The sequence below is a fragment of the Curtobacterium sp. PhB190 genome (assembly GCF_004365385.1).
GTDB lineage: Bacteria > Actinomycetota > Actinomycetes > Actinomycetales > Microbacteriaceae > Curtobacterium.
On record NZ_SODN01000007.1, the window covers coordinates 291,059 to 310,556 of the forward strand.

Below are 19,498 nucleotides of genomic sequence, written 5' to 3' on the forward strand. Positions count from 1 at the left end.
CGGCCGGGAGGCCCGTGGTGCGCCCGCACCGCGCCTCCCGTCCGTCACACGCGTGCGTCCCGCGAAAGCGACGTCGTGCCGCCAACCGTTCGCGGCACACTGTCGCTTTCGCGGGCAGGACGGCGCGTCCGTGCGGACAACTGTCGCTTTGACGTGCGCGAACCAGGTCCGCGCACGAACTCGTCCGGCCGAATCCAACTTAGGCTTGCCTAACCTAAACCCTGTCCCTATGCTCAGGGAGTTAGGTAAGGCTACCCAAACTTGGAGACCACCCGAATGCACCTGTCCTCTCCTCGCGCCCGGCGTCTGGCCGCCGGCGCGACCGCCGTCGCCCTCGGCGCGACGATCGCCGCTGCCGCCGCGCTCGGCGCCGCCCCCGCGAACGCCGCCTCCGCCGACGTCACCGATGCGTCGCTGTCCTGGAGCCTCAGCAACGAGGCCAACGCCGGCGCCTACTTCGGCGGCTGCAACTTCCTGTCCGCCGGGGTCGCCGGCAACTCGGGAGCCTCGGCTCCGTGGACCGCGACCAACCCGTCGCCCGGCTACGCCGCGTCGGCTGGCAACGTCTCGATCGCCTACCCGAAGGCCGCGGGCGGCACCTCGACCCCGACCTTCGCCACGAAGTGCCAGACCGGCGACGGGACCACGGTCCGCCCGGGCACCACGACCGCCGGCGTCCTGACGCTCGCCGCGGGTACGGGCACCGTGGACGCCGCAGCCGGCACCGCGGACATCGCGTGGGACGGCGGCTTCACGGTCGCGTTCTACGGCGGCCTGACCTACTGGTCCGCCGAGGACCCGGAACTGCACGTCGCAGCGGACGGCACGGGTGAGCTCACGGCGACGGTCTCGGGCTACGCGGCCTCGCGCGACGGGGGCAGCTGGGCGCCGCTGACGCCGCGCACCGTGCACCTCGCGACCCTCACCGACGTCGACGTCACGAGCTCGGGCATCACCGTGAGCCCGGACTGGCAGGGTGTCGAGCCCGCGTCGGCGACGAGCCTGAACAAGACGAACGCCGACTGGGGTTCGTGGCCGGCGGACTTCGTCGACTTCCAGAACGAGACCGGTCAGAGCTCGTACTGGTACACGTCCGGCGCGAACGACGCCGCGGCCAAGAAGCCGCAGCCGATCTCGATCGCCTACACGGCAGCCGAGGCACCCACGCCCGAGCCGACCGAGCCGAGCGAGCCCGGCACCCCGGAGCCGACGACCGAGCCGAGCGAGCCGGGCACCCCGGAGCCGACGACCGAGCCGAGCGAGCCGGGCACCCCGGAGCCGACGACCGAGCCGAGCGAGCCGGGCACCCCGGAGCCGACGACCGGCCCGACCACCGGGCCGACCACGGAGCCCACCACCGCGCCGACGACCCCGGCCCCGTCGATCAGCACCGGTGGCACCACCACCTTCACTGTCGGCGACTCGGTGCCGCTGCGCGCCGAGGGCCTGCCGGCGGCGACGGAGTACTCGATCGTCCTGCACAGCGACCCCGTCGTCCTCGGCACCGTGACCACGGACGCCGACGGGGCCTTCGCGACCTCGGTCGTGATCCCCACGGGAACCCCGGCCGGAGCGCACACCATCGCGGTGGAGTCCTCGGACGGCACCGCCGTGGTCTCGCTCGCCATCACGGTCACCGCGGACGGCACCGTCGTCGTCGACCCGATCGACACCACCACGGCCGTCACCACCGGCGCAGCCGTGAACACCGGAGGCACCGTCTCGGGCACCTCGGCCCTGCCGTGGATCGGCCTGTCCGCCGTCGGCGTCGTCGCCCTCGGCTCGGTCGCGTTCATCGCGTACCGCCGCCGCGTCGCCCAGCAGGACTGACGCACCGGGATCCGCGGGGCGGTCGACCCCGCCACGCGGATCCCGGCACCCAGGTGTCGGAGGGGAGGCGCGCCTCCCGTCCGACACGTCCGTCACCACCCCGGAACGGAAGATGACCGCCCCACTCACCCGACCGCGCACCGCGCTGCTCTGGACGATCGCCGTGCTCGCCGCGGCGACCGTCGTCGTCGGCGTGGTCGGTGTGGTCACCGCGACCACCGGAGCGGCCTCGCCGACGGCGATCACCGGCACGTCGCTCGACGGCAAGCAGGTCACGCTCGACCCGGGCGAGTCGGGGACGGCGGCGTCTGCGTCGAACGCGGTCGCCGACACCGGCGTCCAGCTCGTGGTGCCGTCGGTCGGGCTCGAGGTGCCGCTCGGCGAACTGGACGCCGTCGACGGGCAGATCACGCCGCCGGGGTTCAGTGAGGCGTACCGGGTCCGCAACCTGGGGGTCCCGGTGGCGGACCGCGCGGACGGCACCGTGTTCGTCGTCATGCACTCGCTGCGGAACGGTGCGATCGGCCCGGGCAACCTGCTCATCGACGTCGACGGGCAACGCTCCGAGGTCGCGGTCGGCAGCCGCGTCCGGATCGGCGACGCGCGGTGGACGGTGACCGGTTCCGAGCGGATCACGAAGGCGACCGTGGCCGCCGATGCCGACGTCTGGGCGGACGAGCCCGGCCGGCTCCTGCTCATCACGTGCCTGCAGCGGCCGGACGGCTCCCCGTCGGTCGACAACGTGGTCATCGAGGCCACGCTCGATCGCTAACATCGCCTGCGTGGTCGGACTCGGAAGCGCACTCGCGAACCTGCAGAACGCCCTCCGTCGGCCCGAGGCCCACGTCGAGGTCGTCGACGGCGAGACCGTCCCCGTCGGCATGCTCCTCGGCACGCTCGGTGCACTGCTGCTCGACGCGGGCAGCTCCGTCACCGACGTCCGCTCGGCGCTCGAGAAGGCCCGCGACGCCGCCGGGGTCGGTCCGACCCTGGCGATCGGGGTGCTGCCGGCGCTCGTGATGGTGAGCGAGGTCTCGACCGGTGCGGCGACGATCGTGAACGCCGAGGGCGTCGAGCTGTCGTCCCGACAGGCTGCACGGGCGAACCGGGTCGTGCTCGGGTTGGAGAGCGGGTCGATCGCCCTCGCCGAGATCCCCGCGCGGGTCCGGGCCATCCGTGCCGGCACCGTCCCGCCGCCCGCACTGCCGTGGATCCTCGGCAACGCGCTGACCTCCGCCGGGCTCGCCGTCGTGTTCCGGTGCCCGTGGTGGGCGATCCTGCTCGCGCTCCTGGTCGGTGCGCTCGTCGGGGTCATCGGCCTGCTGCTCCGACGCTTCCGCGAGGCCGTCGCGATCATCCCGTTCCTTGCCGCTTTCGTGTCGACGGCCATCGTCGGACTCGTCGCCGCGGGTGCCGGGTTCGAGCAGGTCCCGCTGTTCGCCGTGTGCGCCCCGGTGGCGGTGTTCGTCCCCGGTGCCCTCATCACCAACGCCCTGCTCGAACTGACCGCCGCGGACATCGTGACCGGGTCCTCGCGGCTGGTCCAGGGGCTCATCATGCTCGGCTTCATGGCGGCCGGCATCGCCTCGGGCAGTGCGCTGACCGGGCTGCACGTCGACCCGTCCTCGGCGGCGCTCGTCGGCGAGGTCGCCGGCGTCGGCACGGACCTGGCCGGGTGGGAGTCCGTGCCGTCCTACTGGGTGTCGTGGGTCGCCGTGGTGGTCCTGGCGGTCGGCCTCGGCCTGGTGTTCCGGTCGGGCTGGCGGCTGACGCTCGTGTCGGTGGCCGTCATGGTCACCGCCTACGCGCTGGTGAGCGGGACGACGCCGGTGTGGGGGAGCGTCGTCGCGACCGGCGCGACGGCGGCGCTGTTGTTCGTCGCGACGCGGTTGCTCGAGCGGCTCGTGCCGGCGATCCCGGCGACGGTGTCGTTCTTCCCGGCGTTCCTGCTGCTCGTCCCCGGGACCGTCGGGCTGGTGGCGGTGGCCACGTTCGACCCCGAGTCCCTCGCGACGCCCCTGGCGACCTTCGTCAGCCTGTGCATCGGGACGAAGATCGGTGGGTTGCTGCCGGGTCTGTTCGCCCGGAACGCGCCGAGCCACACGTAGCGCCGGCCCGGGGGTACCTGGGCGTTCCGGGCCGGATCGGGCGTACCTGGTCGGAAGTTTCGACCAGGTACGCCCGATCCGGCAAAGCACCGCACGCGGCATGGGAAGGAACGCACGCAGGCACGGCCGTGGACGCGACCGGCTGACGGACGGGAGGCGCGGGGCGGGGCCGCCACGGGCCTCCCGTCCGGCGCCGCGCACGTGCAGAGCCCGCTACGGCTCGAGCAGTCGGCCCGCCGCCTGGTCCTCCGCTGCCGTCGCCTTGGCGAGGTAGTGCACCTTCTTGCCCGTCGCGTTGTAGGGCAGCTCGTCGACGAAGCGGTACCGCCGCGGCCGCTTGTAGCGGGCGAGACCGGGGTGCGAGCCCGTCCACTCCTCGAGCTCGGCGGCGGATGCGACGTCGTCGTCCGGTAGCCGTCCCGCTGCACGGACCACGTACGCCGTGACGACCTCGCCCCAACGCTCGTCCGGGATCCCGACGACGATCGAGTCGGCGACGCCCGGGTGCTCCTGCAGTGCGGCCTCGACCTGGACGGGGTGGACGTTCTCGCCGCCGGAGATGATCATGTCGTCCTTGCGGCCGACGATCGTCACCCGCTCGTGCTCGTCCCACGTCGCGAGGTCGCCGGGGTAGAACCAGCCGTTCGCGAACTTCTCCGCCTCGAGCCCCGGGTTGCGGTACGAGTAGCCGGACTTCACGGTCCGGACCGCGAACTCGCCGATCTCGGAGCCGTCCTTCGGCACGGTGTCGCTCGGGTCGGCCAGGCGGTCCTCGTACACGCGCACCACGGCGACGTCGTCGTCCGTCGATGCTCGTCCGGTGGAGCCGGCGCCGTCGGGGAAGTCCTCAGGACGCAGGAACGTGTTCCAGAAGGTCTCGGTCGTGCCGTAGCCGTTGAAGATCCGCGGGGACAGGAGCTCCTGGTAGCGGAGTGCGGCGGCGCGGTCGAGCGGCGCACCCATCGTGACGATGCCGTGCAGGGACGACAGGTCGCGGGGCCGGGCCTCTTGCGCGTTCGCGAGCTGCACCAGGTTCGGCGGCGCACCGATCAGGAACGTCAGCCGCTCGGACTCGACCAGGTTGAGCACCCGCTCGGCGTCGAAGTGCCGCAGGGTGGTGAGCTCGGCGCCGACGTAGAACACCGGGTTCGGGCCGCCCGAGTACAGGCCGCCACGGTGGAACAGCGGCGACATGTTGAGCGTCTTGTCGAAGGGGCTGAGCGGGAAGTGCATCACGACGTCGTGGGCGCTGAGCACCTCGACCAGGCTCGGCAGGGGCACCGGCTTCGGTCGCCCGGTGGTGCCGGAGGTGTAGAGCCGGGTGGTCTCGTCGTAGGTACTGCGGGGCTCGGTCGCCGCGAGCTCGGCGGGGGTGACGGGGTCGGCGGCGAGGAGGGCGGTGAACGCGACGCGCGCGTCGTGTGCGGCGTGGTCGTCGTGCGCTGCGTGGTCGTGGTGCGCTGCGTGGTCGTCGCCACCGACGACGACGATGTGGTCCGGACGGTGCGGCGCGGTCTCGAGCGCTCGGGCGATGTCGTCGCCGCGCACCGCGTCGTGCACCAGCACCACGGGCGCGGAGTCCTCGATGATGAAGGCGACCTCGTCGGGCGCGAGCCGGAAGTTCGTCGGCGAGAACACCGCGCCGATGCGGTGGCACGCCAGGTAGAGCATCGCGAACTCGGGCGAGTTGAACAGCTCGACCATCACGACCGAACCCCGCCCGGCACCGTGCCGGACGAGCCACCCGCCGATGTGGTCGACGACGTCCCCGAGTTCCGCGTAGGTCCACGACCGACCCGTGTCCGGGTCACGCAGCGCGGGCCGGTCCGCGAAGCGGTGGGTGTTCCGCGCGAAGCCGTTCGCGTACGTGTAGCTGCCCTCGAACACCTCGCGGAACCGCGTCGGGTCGTAGTCGGATCGGGTCTCGGTCATCATCGCTCCCTGGGGCGGTCGAACGGCGCGTCACGCACCGATCGTCACTGTATCCGCCGCGCGGGGACGGCGGACGGGAGGCCCGGTGCGGGTCAGGTGGCCGCGTCCGGTCGCGCGGTGCGCGCCCAGAACCAGGCCCCGATCGCGCCCGCCACGCAGGCCGCGCCGACCGCGCCGAGCAGCACCGGCGACGCGTGGGTCCCCGCGGGACCCGAGTAGACCGCGGCGGTGAGCGCGACCGCGACGACCGCGAGTGCCACGTACCGGGCACGCGAGGCCATCAGGACCGCACTGCCGGCGGACCCGGCGAACGGCAGCAGTGTCGCGACGACGGCACCGACCCCGCCGACGCACAGGGTGATGGCGAACTCCGACGTCAACGCGGACCAGAACCCCGCGCCCACGGTCAGGCTGTGGAGCACCCACCCCGCGGTCGCGAGCCCGAGCAGCGCGATCGTTCGCCAGGTCGCGCTCCGGGCACCGGCGGCGATCCCGGAGCCGAGGCGCAGTGCGGCGGTGTCCAGGTCGGGGCGTCCCGAGGGCACGAGCACCATCCCGACGATCAGGGCGGGGGAGAGGTCCGCGGCCCGCGTGATCCCGCACGCCACGAGCGCCGCGAGCACCAGCCACGGGGACACCCGGAAGCCCACCGCACGGTGGTCGGGCCCGGCTGCCCACCGGGTCACGAGCACCACGGCCGCCGTGAGCACCGCGGTGCCGAGCAGCACGGCGATGGCGAGGCGGACGTAGCGGGCCTCGAGCGAGACGCCCACCCCGAGCAGCGTGCACAGGGCGGCGACGGCCACCGCGACCGTGATCGACACCCAGGCCGGCAGCACGTCGTCGGACCCGGTGCGGTCCGAGCGCGAGCGGTTCCGCCCGAGCAGTCCGGCGAAGGGCGAGCGGATGCGCCCGCGGGCAGCGGCGGCGACGAGCGCGAGGGGTGCGGCGATGAGCAGGAGGAACCCCGCGGCGACGGCCGTGGCGATCAGGACGGTCCGCCACGAGAACGCGGCCTGGATCGTCGGAACGGTGCGGTCGTAGGCGGTGGCGGCGGTCCAGTCGCCCGCGGGGCCCGACCAGTCGGTGTGGCTGCCGGAGCCTGCGGCCCCGGGGGTGCTCGTGCCGGTCGGGTCGGTGCCGTCACCGGGCGCTGCCGCCGATCCGGGGCCGTCGTCGCCGGTGCCGCCCGCGTTCCCGGTTCCGGTGCCGGCCGGGGTCCCGGCGTCGCCGGGGGTCTGGCCGTCGTCCGGTGCGGTCGTGGTGCCGGTGCCGGTGCCGGTGCCGGTTCCTGTGCCGGTGCCGTTGGTGCCGTTGGTCGGTGCGTCCCCGCCGGTGCCGGAGGTGCCGGGGGTGCCGTTCGGGGTGCCCGAGGTCGACCACACGGTGACCTGCACGGCAGCGGACGATCGCGAGTAGTTGCCGGCGGCGTCGTGCTGCGTCGCGGTGAGGTCGTGTCCGCCGGCCCGCAGCTGCGACCCCGCGGTGGAGCAGGACCAGGAACCGTTCGCAGCGACCTCGGCCCGGCAGACGGGTGCGCGGTCGACGTAGACGGTCACGTCGGCGCCGGGCTCGCCGGTGCCGCGGACGACCGTGGCGCGCGAACCGACGCGGTCGCCGTCGTCGGGTGCGGTGATCCGCGGGGCTGCCGGTGCTGTGCGGTCGACCGTGATCCGCACCGGGGCCGAAGATGCGCTGCGCAGGTCGGAGCGGTAACCGCGGGCCGTGCTGGCGGTCTGCGAGGCGGTCACGGTGACGGTCGCGTCGGACCGCAGCGCGAGCGAGGTCACCCACCGACCGTCCGGGCCGACCGGGGCGGTCTGCTGCGTCGACGATCCGGAGACCGACAGCACCACCGTGGAACCGGGGAAGCCCGTGCCGGAGAGCGCGCCGCTGGTCGGGTGGTCGGACGCGATGGTCGGCGGGACGATGACGTCGGAGGCCGGGGCACTCGCGGGCGGCTGGCTCGGCGCGGTGACGTCCCGCACCGTGAAGACCTGCTGCGGACCCGACCGCACCGTACCGAGGCACGACCACGAACCGTTCGCCTGCACCTGGGCCGAGCACCCGGCCGAACCGGTCGACGCGGGGCCCGCGACGCGGACGACGTGCGCCGGGGTCCCGGTGCCGTGGAACCGGGCGGTGCTGCTCGTCACGTCCCCCGGGTCGGCGATGGTCGGTGCGACGGGCGGTCGCCCGGTGGACGCCGGCGGAGGCGTGGGGGTGCCGGGGCGACCGCTGCTCGGCGGGCCCACGAGTTCGCCCGGTGCGGGGGTCGCGGTGCTCGCGGCGCTGACGCGTTCGGTGGTCGCCTGTTCGTGGGCCGCCGTGCCGGCGAACGCGGGGGCGGCCGCCGCCGCCAACAGCGCCGCGGCGAGGACGGCCGTGGCCGAGGCGAGCGCGACGAACCGGGTACGACGACGAGGGCCGTCGCCCCCGACGGCCCGGTCGTCCACGTTGTCCCCTCGCGTGCTCACCGGCTCCATCCCACGTGATCCGGGCCGCTGGGTCAATACACCTCGCGGATGATGTCCCGCATCCGGTCGTGTTCGCCCCGCAGCCCGAACGCCCGGTGTGCGTGACTCGGGAATCGCCCGTGAACCCTGGCGGTCGACGCGAGCACTGCGGACGCGTCGGTAGACTTCACGACGGCCGTTCAGGCCACGCAGCACCGCGGATCCGAACGCGAGAAGGAGCACCCACGCATGGACACCGGACTCGTCACGACGCTGATCGTCGTCGGAGTGGTGGTGGTGATCCTGGTCATCATCGGGATCTACCTCTGGGTGACGTACAACTCGCTCGTCACGCTCAAGGTCCGTGTGGACGAGGCCTGGAGCGACATCTCGGTGCAGCTCAAGCGGCGCGCCGACCTCATCCCGACCATCGTCGACACGGTCAAGGGGTACGCCACCCACGAGAAGGCCGTCTTCGACGACGTCACCAAGGCGCGCTCCGAGACCCTGACGGCCGGTGACGCCGGCACGGCCTCCGCGGCCGAGGGACACATGCAGAAGGCGCTGAAGAGCGTGTTCGCGGTCGCCGAGGGGTACCCGCAGCTGCAGTCGAGCCAGAACTTCCTGCAGTTGCAGACCGAGCTCGTCGACACCGAGGACAAGATCCAGTCCGCCCGGCGCTTCTACAACGGCGGCGTGCGCGAGCTGAACACGAAGATCCGGGTCTTCCCGAACTCCACGTTCGCCAAGCGACGGGGCTTCGCCGAGGCGACGTTCTTCGAGACCGCCGAGCCGGCAGCCATCGCCGAGCCGCCGCGCGTCCAGTTCTGACCCCAGCCTCGCAGCTGCCGTGTACAGCGCCATCGCGCGGAACAAGCGCAACACCGTCGTCATCGTCCTGGTCTTCCTGCTGATCATCGGCGCGCTCGGGTTCCTGGGCGGGTACCTGGCCGGGAACGTGTCGATCGGCGTCATCGTGCTCGCCGTCGCCCTGGGCTACGCGGTGCTGCAGTACTTCTTCGCCGCTCGGCAGGCGACCGCCATCGCCGGCGGCATCGAGATCGACCGCACCTCCGAACCGCGGCTCTGGCGGACGGTCGAGAACCTCGCGATCTCGATCGGCATGCCGATGCCCCGGGTCTACGTCATCCAGGACCCGTCGCCGAACGCCTTCGCCACCGGGCGCGACCCGGAGCACGCCGTGGTCGCGGCGACGACCGGGCTGCTGCAGATCATGGACGACCAGGAGCTCCAGGGTGTGATGGCCCACGAACTCGGGCACGTCCGCAACTACGACATCCGGGTCTCGACGATGGTGTTCGGGCTGGTGGTCGCCGTCGGCCTGATCGCCGACGTGCTCCTGCGCATCTCGATCTTCAGCGGCCTGTCCGGCGGCCGGAACCGCAATTCGGACAACGGCGGTGGCGCGAACCCGGTGCTGCTCATCGCCGGCATCGTGGCCGTCGTCGTGGCGCCGATCGCCGCGGCGGGCGTGCAGGCCGCGGTGTCCCGGCAGCGCGAGTACCTCGCCGACGCCACCGGTGCCATGACGACCCGTCACCCCGAGGGCCTCGCCCGGGCGCTCGAGAAGCTCGGCGCGTCCGGCCGACCGATGCAGACGCAGAACTCGTCGATGGCGCACCTGTGGATCGCCGACCCGATGCGCCCCGGTGTGATGGACCGGCTGTTCTCGACGCACCCGCCGCTGCCGGACCGCATCGCACGCCTGCGGGCGAACGCCGACCGCTTCTGAGCCCGGTCAGGCCTCGACGGCGTCGAGTTGCTCCGTGGGTTCGGGGGCATCGGCGTCGTCGACGGCTTCGTGCGGGACCAGCGGGAGGCCGAGCGCCCCGGCGACCGCGGCCGCAGCCGTGCCCCGATCGGTGACCTCGACCTCGTCGAGTCCCTGCCAGGCGGCGGTGCGTCGGAGGGTCTCGGCCAGCCGCTCGGCATCGAGGTGCTCGCCGGGCTCCTGCCAGGCGGTCCGGACCCGCAGCACGCCACGCTGCCGGTCGCTCTTCAGGTCGACCCGGCCGACGAGGCGGTCGTCCTGCAGCACGGGCAGCACGTAGTACCCGAACACCCGCTTCGGGGCCGGTGTGTAGATCTCGATCCGGTAGTGGAACCCGTACATCCGCTCCGCCCGCCGGCGGAACCACACGACCGGGTCGAACGGGCTGAGCACCGCGTCGGCGGTCAGCTGCCGAGGCACCCGGGCATCGGGGTGGAGCCAGGCCCGCTCACCCCAGCCCTCGACCCGCACGGGCAGGAGCTCGCCGGCGGCGGTGAGCTCCGCGATGGCGGCGGCGGTGTCGTCCGACCGCAGTCGGTAGTAGTCGGCGATGTCCGCTCGGGTGCCGACGCCGAGGGCGCGGGTGGCGTGCCGGACGAGTTCGAGCACGGCTGCAGCGCGCGGCGGGGCCGTCTCGAGGAACCCGGCCGGCAGGACCTGCTCGGGCAGGGCGTACACGCGCTCGAAGCCCGACCGTCCGGCGCTCACGGCCTCGCCCCAGCGGAACATCTGCTCGAGCCCGGTCTTCACGTCGCTCCAGCCCCACCACGGCCCACGGCGCACGTTCGACTCGTGCTCGACCGCGCTGGCTCGCATCGGCCCCTCGGCACGCAGGAGCGCGTGCAGCTCGCGTCGGACCCCGGCAGTGCGGGTGACGCCGTCGATCCTGGTCGGACCGGCGTCGCGCTCCCGCAGGGCGTCCATCCGCCAGCGGAACAGCCGCAGGTCGTCGCGCGGGATGAGGGCGGCCTCGTGCGCCCAGTACTCCGTGTAGGGCCCGGACCGGCCGAGGGTCAGTCGGTCGAGCGTGGACCGGTCGTACGCCCCGAGCCGTGCGAAGAGCGGCAGGTAGTGGCTGCGCTCGAACACGTTGACCGAGTCGATCTGCAGCAGCCCGAGTCGGGCGAACGCAGCGTTCACCGCACGCGTCGAGACCGCCGTCGCCGGTGGTCGACCGAACCCCTGCGCGGCGAGTGCGACGCGGCGGGCTTCGGCGGCGGAGAGCGAGGACCTGACCATGCGCCGACGCTACCGAACCCCGCCGACAGCGCGGCGTCGGAACGTATGCCGTATCTGGAACGTGAGGACGTGTGGATCGCTAGGATCGGCCCATGGCCTGGGGAAAGAAGACACCGCACGCGGATCCCGTCGTCGTCGATGACGCGGTGCCGCCCGGCATGCGGATCGCCGGTGCGTGGTCGTGGCGGATCCTCGTCGTGGTCGGCGTCGTCGCGGTGGTCATCTACCTGGTCACGCTGTTCAGCGAGATCCTCATCCCGTTCCTCATCGGCATCGTCGTCGCCGCGCTCCTGGTCCCGCTGTCGAACTGGATGCAGCGCCACCACGTGCCGAAGTGGCTCGCCGTCATCGTCAGCCTGGTCGGTGGGCTCGCCGCCGTCGGGGCGCTCATCTGGCTCGTCGTCGACCAGATCGCCGCCGCCTACCCGTCGCTCCGCGACCGAACCCTGTCGCAGTACGACAACATCCGCGACTTCGTGCTCAGCTCCGGGCTCGGGATCAGCCAGAAGGACCTGAACTCCTACCTCAACCAGGCGACCGACTGGCTGCAGAGCAACTCCGGCTCGATCCTGTCCGGAGTGGCCAGCGCGGGGTCGTCGCTGACGCACATCCTCACCGGCCTGTTCATCGTCATCTTCACGGTGATCTTCCTGCTCATCGACGGCAAGAACGTCTGGCGCTGGACGGTCCGGCTCTTCCCGAAGAACGCCCGCAGCGCGATCGACGGCGCCGGGGTCGCCGGCTGGACGACGTTGACGAGCTTCATCCGGGTGCAGATCTTCGTCGCGTTCGTCGACGCCGTCGGCATCGGCCTCGGTGCGTTCTTCCTGCAGCTGCCCCTCGTCGTGCCGATCGCGGTCTTCGTGTTCCTCGGGTCGTTCATCCCGGTCGTCGGTGCGATCGTCACCGGGTTCCTGGCGGTGTTCGTCGCCCTGGTCTTCAACGGCCCGGTGGCGGCGGTCATCATGCTCGGCGTGATCCTGGTCGTGCAGCAGGTCGAGGGACACATCCTGCAGCCGCTCGTCATGGGCAGCGCCGTCAAGGTGCACCCGCTCGCCGTCGTCCTCGGGGTCACCGCGGCGTCGGGTCTCGCGGGCATCGCGGGCGCGTTCTTCGCCGTCCCGCTCATCGCCACCGTCAACTCCATGGTCACGACCATCTCGAGCGGTCGGTGGAAGACGATGGACTCCGACCACGTGCTCGAGGCCAAGCAGGACGCGCACGACGAGAACGTCCGGACCAAGCGCCGGCGCAAGATCCTCAAGCTGCGGAAGCGCCGTGGCGACGTGCCGAAGCCGGGCACCGACGAGCAGCCGACCGCGGTCAAGGGGACGGCAGGCTGACACTGAACGATCCCTCGTGTCACGGGTTCGCCGCGGGGGCCCGGAACGACGATGATGGGGGAGTGACCGACACCAGCGCCTCCCAGCACACGCTCGCCGCGATCCCCACCCTCGCGGACATCGAGACGGCGCGGGAGACCATCTCGGGCGTCGCGCGCGTCACCCCGATGGAGACCTCGCAGTTCCTGGCCGAGGTGCTCGGTTCACCGGTGCACCTGAAGTGCGAGAACCTGCAGCGCACCGGTGCGTACAAGGTCCGCGGCGCGTACAACCGCCTGTCGACCCTGTCCGAGGAACAGCGCGCCAAGGGCGTCGTCGCGGCCAGCGCCGGCAACCACGCCCAGGGAGTCGCCCTCGCCGCCCGCGAGCTCGGCATCCCGGCGACGATCTTCACCCCGGTCGGTGTCGCGCTGCCGAAGCTGCAGGCCACCCGCCACTACGGCGCCGAGGTCGTGCTGCGCGGCCACTCGGTGGAGGAAGCCCTGAGCGCCGCCAAGGACTTCGCCGCGCACACCGGCGCGGTCTTCATCCCGCCGTTCGACCACCCCGCCGTCATCGCCGGCCAGGGAACCCTCGGCCTCGAGATCATCGACCAGGTGCCCGACGTGGACACCGTCGTCGTGCCGATCGGCGGCGGCGGGGTCATCTCCGGCATCGCCCTCGCGGTCAAGGGCATGGCCGAGCGGCTCGGACGACCGATCAAGGTCATCGGGGTGCAGGCCGAGAACGCTGCTGCGTACCCGTCGTCGATCCGCGCCGGCGAGCCCGTCACCATCACGACGACACCGACGATCGCCGACGGCATCGCGGTCGCCCGCCCCGGCGACCTGAACTTCCCGATCATCCGCGACCTGGTCGACGACATCGTCACGGTCTCCGACGACGACACCGCCCGCGCCCTGCTCGTGCTGCTCGAGCGTGCGAAGCTCGTGGTCGAAGCCGCCGGAGCCGTCGGTGTCGCCGCGATCATGTCCGGCGCGGTCCGCGACACCGGGCGCACCGTCGTGCTGTTGAGCGGCGGCAACATCGACCCGCTCATGATGGAGCGCGTGATCACGCGCGGTCTCGTCGCCGCGTCGCGCTACATCGGCATCCGCATCATGCTGCCGGACCGTCCGGGCCAGCTCGCCCGGGTCGCCCAGGTGATCTCGGACGCCGGCGCGAACGTGGTCGAGGTCCTGCACACCCGCCACGGACAGGGCCTGGTCATCAACGAGGTGGCCCTCGACCTGTCGATCGAGGCGCGCGGCCCCGAGCACGCGCAGGAGGTCATCCAGCGCCTGCACGAGGTCGGCTTCCGCCCGGAGCTCCTCGAGCACTAGTCCTGCGACGATCCACGAGTCGTTCGACGCGTGTCCTGTCGGATCCGTGGTGCGCCCCGGCGAGCGGGGCCGTGGACGCGACCAGCGGACAGACGGGAGGCCCGTGGCGGTGTCGCCCCGGGCCTCCTGTCCGTCTGTGGTGCTGCCTACGGCTCGTAGCGCTCGATCTTGACGACCTCGACCGCGATCTCCTTGCCGTTCGGCGCCGTGTAGGTGGCCTTGTCGCCGGCCTTGAGGCCGACGATCGCCGCGCCGACGGGGCTGACCGGGCTGTAGACCGTCAGGTCGGAGCCCTCGGCGACGATCTCGCGGCTGCCGACCAGGAACGTCGACTCGTCGCCCGCGATGACCGCGGTGACGACGGTGCCGGGCTCGACCGTGCCGTCGAAGACCGCTTCGCTGACGGTCGCGTGCTTGAGGAGGTTCGTGAGGACGCGGATGCGCGCCTCGATCTTGCCCTGCTCGTCCTTGGCGGCGTGGTAGCCGCCGTTCTCCTTGAGGTCGCCCTCTTCGCGAGCGGCCTCGATGCGGCGCGCGATCTCGGCACGGCCCTCGCCGCTCAGCTCGTCGAGCTCCGCCTGGAGACGGTCGTGCGCCTCCTGGGTCAGCCAGGTGACCTGCGTGTCGTTGCTCATCTTCTGTCCCTTCGACCATGAAAAACGAGACCGGCCGAGTGGTCGGTCTCGAGAGGCGAATCAGGACAGTCTAGGGAATCCAGCAGTCGTGGATCAAGCCGGTGACGCCACGGGTCGTGGTCGTCACCTCGGTGCTGACACTGCGGGTGCGCTGCTCGGACGGGGCGAGGGTGATCTCCTTCCAGCCCACGATCGAGTAGCTCTTGTCGAGGACCTGGACGGCGCACTTCGCCCGGACACCCGGGTCGACGGAGACCTGCGAGTGCACGACCGTGCTGTGCTGGGAGAGGACCTCGTACCCCACGACGTCGTCGGTCAGGCCGCGGTCGGACTGGTCGAGACCCGCCCAGATCACCCAGGCGGCGAAGACCACGACCACGGCGATGGCGGCGGTGATCGCGACGGCCTTGCTGCGGCGCGCGCGGGCCGGGGTGCGGCCGTAGCGGTCGTCGAGGGTGGCGGTGTGGTGCTGTTCGGACAGTTCGGGGCTCCCGGGGTGATTATCCTGATCCCAGGGTAGTTCACGCGTCGCTGTGCACTTCCCGTCCTCGCTCGTCCTCCGCTCGTCCTCCGCTCGCCCACGCTCACCCCCGTGAGGAAGTCCCGTGCCGTACCGCTTGCTGGCCGTCCACGCCCACCCCGACGACGAGTCGAGCAAGGGGGCGGCGACCGCGGCGAAGTACGTGGCCGAGGGGCACGAGGTACTGGTCGTGTCCTGCACCGGGGGCGAGGCTGGCGACATCCTCAACGACCAGCTCGGCGAGCCCGCGACGAGCCGTGCGCACCGCGACATGGCCGGGTACCGCCGTGGTGAGATGGCCGCCGCGCAGGCAGCCCTCGGCATCGACCACCTGTGGCTCGGCTACCACGACTCCGGACTGCCCGACGCCGAGAAGGGCGAGACCGTCCGACCCGGCACGTTCTCGACCGTGCCGCTCGAGTACAGCACCGAGGCGCTCGTCCGGGTGATCCGCCGGTTCCGTCCGCACGTGCTCGTCACCTACGACGAGAACGGCGGCTACCCGCACCCCGACCACATCCGCACGCACGAGGTGTCCGTCGCCGCCTGGGCAGCCGCGGCCGACCCCGCTGCGCACCCCGCGGCCGGCGAACCGTGGTCGATCGCGAAGCTCTACTACGAGCGCACGATGAACCCGCGCCGCTTCCGGACGATCTTCGAGGCGCTGCAGGACCGCGACCCGGACAGCCCCGCGATCGAGCAGCTGCGCGAGTGGGTGGAGCGGTTCGCCGACCGGCCCGACCTCGCGACCACGCACGTCGACGTGCACGAGTACTTCGACCAGCGCGACGCCGCGCTCCGTGCCCACGCCAGCCAGGTGGCACCGGACAGTGCGTTCTTCTACTGGCCGAACGACCTCCTGGCCACGGTGTGGCCGACCGAGGACTACCAGCTCGTGGAGGCCCGCGTGCCGACCGAGCTCCCGGAGACCGATCTGTTCGCCGGGATCCCTGCCGACAAGGAACCGACCCCGTGAGCTCCATCGCGGCGGCACTCGCCGCCACCCCCAGTCCCAGCCCCAGCGTCGTGCCGGACGTGAACGTCACCCCCGGTGTCGTCGGGTTCATCGCCATCGCGCTGGTGGCGATCGCGACGATCGTCCTGGTCGTGGACATGACCCGGCGCATCCGCCGGACGCGCTACCGGTCGGAGATCCGCGAGCGTCTCGAGGCGGAAGCGAACGGCACCGCGTTCGACGGTCCCGCGACGGACGAGTCGGAGCGGCGTGCGGCCGAGGACGGCCGAGCCGACGTCGGGGACGACACCGAGCGCGGTTGACGCGCTAGCGCCTGACGGAACCGGGCGTACCTGGGCGGATCGGGCGTACCTGGTCGAAAGTTCCGGGTGAGTACGCCCGGAACGACCAGGCATCGCGCGCGTTCTGGGAAGGAACGTTCGTCCGTCAGCGCACCGGGTCCAGAGCGACTATGAGTACGCCGACCCACTGCGCGCCGAAGGCCACGACCGTCAGGGCGTGGAACACCTCGTGGAAGCCGAACTGGGTGGGCACCGGGTTCGGCCGCTTGAAGCCGTAGACGAGCGCGCCGATGATGTACGCGACACCGCCGGACAGGATGAGCACGGTCATCGGGACGCTCGCCGCGAAGAACTGCGGCAGCAGCCCGAGCGCCGCGCAGCCGAGCACCAGGTAGATCGGCACGTACAGCCACCGGGGCGCGTTGATCCACAGCACCCGGAAGGCGATGCCGAGGGCGGCGCCGGACCACATCACCCAGAGCACGACCACCATCAGGGTGTGCGGCAGGGCGCAGATCGCGATCGGTGTGTAGGTGCCGGCGATGAGCAGCAGGATGTTGGTGTGGTCGATGCGCTTGAGCACCGCCTTGACGGTCGGCCCCCACGGGAACCGGTGGTACGTCGCGGAGACCCCGAACATGGCGAGCGACGTGGCCATGAACACCGCGCTGCCGACCTTCGCCGCGGTGCTGTCGGCCAGGGCGATGAGGACGATGCCCATCGCGATGGCGAACGGGAACGCGCCGAGGTGGATCCACCCGCGCCAGGCGGGGCGGGTGTCCTCCGTGGTCGTCGCGGCCTCTTCGGTGAACGGGACGTGGGGGAGGGTGGCGGTCTCGTGCTCGTCCTGCATGTGCCGACTGTAAGCCCCGTGCCCGAACGGATGCCACGAGTTCTGGGGGAGCCGCACTCGGGACGCTCCGACCGACGGTGCACTACGCTCGGTGCGTGACCGGCAGGGTGGGATGGGCAGGACGAGGGATCCTCTACCGCGCCTACCAGAGCCGCATCCGCCGCCAGATCGAGGGCAGCGCGAAGCCGAAGCACGTCGCCATGATCGTCGACGGCAACCGTCGGTGGGCGAAGCAGCTCGGGCTCGAGTCCGCCGCGCACGGCCACCGCGCCGGCGCCGCGAAGATCCCGGAGTTCCTGACCTGGTGCGACGAGCTCGGCATCGAGGTCGTGACGCTCTACCTGCTCTCCGCCGACAACCTGACCGGACGTGCCGGAGCGGAACTCAGCGAGCTCGTCGGCATCATCGGCGACCTGGCCGGGGTGCTCGCCGACACCACGGACTGGCGCGTCCAGCACGTCGGGTCGAACGAGGGCCTGCCCGACTCGCTCGTCTCCGCGCTCGCGCAGGCCGAGGAGCGCACCGCCGGCCGGACCGGACTCCACATCAACCTGGCCGTCGGGTACGGCGGACGCCGCGAGATCGCCGACGCCATGCGCAGCATCGTGGAGTCGCACGGCGCGGGTGGCGGCACGATCGACACCCTGGCCGAGGTCCTGACCCCCGAGCTCATCGGCGACCACCTGTACACGCAGGGACAGCCCGACCCCGACCTGGTGATCCGGACCTCGGGCGAGCAGCGGCTGTCCGACTTCATGCTGTGGCAGAGCGCGCACAGCGAGTTCTACTTCGTCGAGGCGCTCTACCCCGACCTGCGCGAGGTCGACTTCCTGCGCGCCGTCCGCGACTTCGGGCTGCGGTCGCGACGCTTCGGCGGCTGACGCTTCCTCGCTACTGCGCGGATCGGCCTGGGTTCGCTGACGTTCAGTGATCCCAGTAGGCTCTCAGGGTTCGACACTGTGAAAGGTGCTCCCCTGTGAACATCGACGAGTACGCCGCCGGCTTCTCCGAGGACCCCGGCTACCTCGACCACGCTGCGTTCGGCCCCGTGCAGACCGCCGTGCTCGAGGAGCAGCGCGTGCTCGGCACGATCCAGGAGCACATGCGCTTCGGCGCCATGGAGACCCTCGACGAGCAGGACGCCCGCGTCCGCACGGTCGCCGCCCGCTTGGTCGGTCGCCGCGAGGACCAGGTCGTCTCGCAGACCGCGACGACGCCCGGCCTGCTGCACACGGCCTTCGGCCTGACCGGCGGCGTGCTGGTGTCGGCCGACGAGTACCCCTCGCTGCCGCTCGCGCTGGCGAGTGCCGCCTCGGCGACCGGCGGCCGCGTCCAGCCCGTCGTCATCGAGTCCGGTGCCGGGTGGATGACGCCCTCGCTCATCCAGGAGCGCCTGACCGACGACGTGACGGCCGTGGCGGTGTCGCTGGTCGACTGGCGCACCGGCTACCTGGCCGACCTCGCCGGCATCCGCGAGGTCATCGGCGACCGCCTGCTGATCCTCGACGCGATCCAGGGCTTCGGAGTCGTCGACGCCCCCTACGAGATCGCGGACGTCGTCGCGACCGGCGGCCAGAAGTGGCTGCACGCCGGCTGGGGCACGGGCTTCACCGCCTTCAGCGACCGCGCCCTGAACCGCCTGCGTCCGGCGCTGTCCGGCCCGCACGGCACCACCGGCTGGCCCGTGGACGTCCCCGCCGTGCGCCCGGGTGCCGCCGGGTACCAGATGACCCGCATCGACCCCATCGCGCAGGCCCGCCTCGCGGTGTCGCTGGACCGGCTGACTGCCGTCGGTGTCGCCGCCGTGCAGGAGCGCGTCACCGAGCGCGTCGAGCGCGTGTTCGCGATCGCGGACGAGTTCGGGCTCGAGGTCGAGTCCAGCCGCGACCCGCGCGAGCGCGCCGGCATCGTCGTGCTGCGGCCGGCCGAGGGGCGCCTGACCGCGCTGTCCGCGGCGCTGCACAACCACGGCGTGACCGCGACGACGCGGCTCGGCGTCGCGCGGGTGTCGGTGTTCGCCTCGACGACGGACGAGACGCTGGACATGTTCCGGGACGCCTGCGTCTCGTACGCCACGCTGCAGTAGCGCGGTTCCGCGAAAGCGACAGATCTCCGGCTTGGGTTCAAGGGGTGGTTGCAACACCTTGAGTGGTGAGGTGTTGGTGTGGGTCGTTGGCACACGCGTGAGGACAAGCGACGGTTCTGGGCTGC

17 protein-coding genes are annotated in these 19,498 nt (G+C 72.0%); 11 read left to right on the forward strand and 6 right to left on the reverse strand.

Features of this window, described 5'->3' with window-relative positions; translation table 11 throughout:
* Positions 1-261 precede the first annotated feature (261 nt).
* The 3 genes from EDF47_RS13830 to EDF47_RS13840 all read left to right on the forward strand — a co-directional run bounded on the left by EDF47_RS13830 (position 262) and on the right by EDF47_RS13840 (position 3,938).
* Entirely contained in the window at positions 262-1,830 is a 1,569-nt protein-coding gene (locus EDF47_RS13830) for a hypothetical protein (RefSeq protein ID WP_133938493.1), read from the forward strand.
* A 112-nt stretch (positions 1,831-1,942) separates the two neighbouring features.
* The gene (locus tag EDF47_RS13835) at positions 1,943-2,602 is read left to right on the forward strand and encodes a class F sortase (protein ID WP_133938491.1); all 660 of its coding nucleotides are present in this window, start codon (positions 1,943-1,945) and stop codon (positions 2,600-2,602) included.
* A 10-nt stretch (positions 2,603-2,612) separates the two neighbouring features.
* Entirely contained in the window at positions 2,613-3,938 is a 1,326-nt protein-coding gene (locus tag EDF47_RS13840; RefSeq protein ID WP_123294738.1) for a threonine/serine exporter family protein, read from the forward strand.
* Between the two features lie 213 nt (positions 3,939-4,151).
* On the opposite strand, the gene EDF47_RS13845 is transcribed toward EDF47_RS13840, so the two are convergent.
* On the reverse strand, positions 4,152-5,870 hold the full coding sequence (locus EDF47_RS13845) for an AMP-binding protein (RefSeq protein WP_133938489.1): 1,719 nt from the start codon (positions 5,868-5,870) through the stop codon (positions 4,152-4,154).
* A 92-nt stretch (positions 5,871-5,962) separates the two neighbouring features.
* A complete protein-coding gene (locus EDF47_RS13850) occupies positions 5,963-8,347 on the reverse strand; it encodes an Ig-like domain-containing protein (protein ID WP_133938487.1) in 2,385 nt (794 codons plus the stop codon).
* A 228-nt stretch (positions 8,348-8,575) separates the two neighbouring features.
* Here EDF47_RS13850 and EDF47_RS13855 point away from each other — a divergent pair, with 228 nt between their 5' ends.
* Positions 8,576-9,157, forward strand: a complete 582-nt coding sequence (locus tag EDF47_RS13855) for a LemA family protein (protein ID WP_111084820.1) — start codon at positions 8,576-8,578, stop codon at positions 9,155-9,157.
* Positions 9,158-9,176: 19 nt separating this feature from the next.
* Positions 9,177-10,079 carry a M48 family metalloprotease gene (locus tag EDF47_RS13860; RefSeq protein ID WP_133938485.1) on the forward strand — a complete coding sequence of 301 codons (903 nt, stop codon included), beginning with the start codon at positions 9,177-9,179 and terminating at the stop codon, positions 10,077-10,079.
* Between the two features lie 6 nt (positions 10,080-10,085).
* Here EDF47_RS13860 and EDF47_RS13865 read toward each other — a convergent pair whose 3' ends face one another.
* On the reverse strand, positions 10,086-11,357 hold the full coding sequence (locus tag EDF47_RS13865) for a crosslink repair DNA glycosylase YcaQ family protein (protein ID WP_133938483.1): 1,272 nt from the start codon (positions 11,355-11,357) through the stop codon (positions 10,086-10,088).
* Between the two features lie 92 nt (positions 11,358-11,449).
* Between EDF47_RS13865 and EDF47_RS13870 the strand changes: the two genes are divergently transcribed.
* Together EDF47_RS13870 and ilvA are read left to right on the forward strand one after the other, a co-directional pair.
* Positions 11,450-12,700 (forward strand): AI-2E family transporter, encoded by a 1,251-nt coding sequence (locus EDF47_RS13870; RefSeq protein ID WP_123340648.1) that lies wholly within the window; start codon positions 11,450-11,452, stop codon positions 12,698-12,700.
* A 62-nt stretch (positions 12,701-12,762) separates the two neighbouring features.
* Complete coding sequence (gene ilvA / locus EDF47_RS13875) at positions 12,763-14,022, forward strand: threonine ammonia-lyase (protein WP_123340649.1); 1,260 nt, start codon at positions 12,763-12,765, stop codon at positions 14,020-14,022.
* Positions 14,023-14,168: 146 nt separating this feature from the next.
* Here the strand turns inward: ilvA and greA are convergent, their stop codons facing one another.
* Positions 14,169-14,657, reverse strand: a complete 489-nt coding sequence (greA, locus tag EDF47_RS13880) for a transcription elongation factor GreA (RefSeq protein WP_111084815.1) — start codon at positions 14,655-14,657, stop codon at positions 14,169-14,171.
* Positions 14,658-14,727: 70 nt separating this feature from the next.
* Positions 14,728-15,378 carry a DUF4307 domain-containing protein gene (locus EDF47_RS20355; protein WP_279586387.1) on the reverse strand — a complete coding sequence of 217 codons (651 nt, stop codon included), beginning with the start codon at positions 15,376-15,378 and terminating at the stop codon, positions 14,728-14,730.
* On the opposite strand from EDF47_RS20355, the gene mca reads away from it, so the two are divergent.
* Both mca and EDF47_RS13895 read left to right on the forward strand, forming a co-directional pair.
* Positions 15,263-16,153 carry a mycothiol conjugate amidase Mca gene (gene mca, locus EDF47_RS13890; RefSeq protein ID WP_133938479.1) on the forward strand — a complete coding sequence of 297 codons (891 nt, stop codon included), beginning with the start codon at positions 15,263-15,265 and terminating at the stop codon, positions 16,151-16,153. The two genes, EDF47_RS20355 and mca, sit on opposite strands and share 116 nt — an antisense overlap.
* Positions 16,150-16,455 carry a hypothetical protein gene (locus tag EDF47_RS13895; RefSeq protein ID WP_131878235.1) on the forward strand — a complete coding sequence of 102 codons (306 nt, stop codon included), beginning with the start codon at positions 16,150-16,152 and terminating at the stop codon, positions 16,453-16,455. The genes mca and EDF47_RS13895 overlap by 4 nt, the downstream gene beginning before the upstream one ends.
* A gap of 124 nt (positions 16,456-16,579) precedes the next feature.
* Here EDF47_RS13895 and EDF47_RS13900 read toward each other — a convergent pair whose 3' ends face one another.
* The gene (locus tag EDF47_RS13900; RefSeq protein WP_123294746.1) at positions 16,580-17,287 is read right to left on the reverse strand and encodes a hemolysin III family protein; all 708 of its coding nucleotides are present in this window, start codon (positions 17,285-17,287) and stop codon (positions 16,580-16,582) included.
* A 95-nt stretch (positions 17,288-17,382) separates the two neighbouring features.
* Between EDF47_RS13900 and EDF47_RS13905 the strand changes: the two genes are divergently transcribed.
* Positions 17,383-18,168 carry an isoprenyl transferase gene (locus EDF47_RS13905; protein ID WP_173170760.1) on the forward strand — a complete coding sequence of 262 codons (786 nt, stop codon included), beginning with the start codon at positions 17,383-17,385 and terminating at the stop codon, positions 18,166-18,168.
* A gap of 95 nt (positions 18,169-18,263) precedes the next feature.
* Positions 18,264-19,373 carry an aminotransferase class V-fold PLP-dependent enzyme gene (locus EDF47_RS13910; protein WP_111084809.1) on the forward strand — a complete coding sequence of 370 codons (1,110 nt, stop codon included), beginning with the start codon at positions 18,264-18,266 and terminating at the stop codon, positions 19,371-19,373.
* The last annotated feature ends 125 nt before the right edge of the window (positions 19,374-19,498 follow it).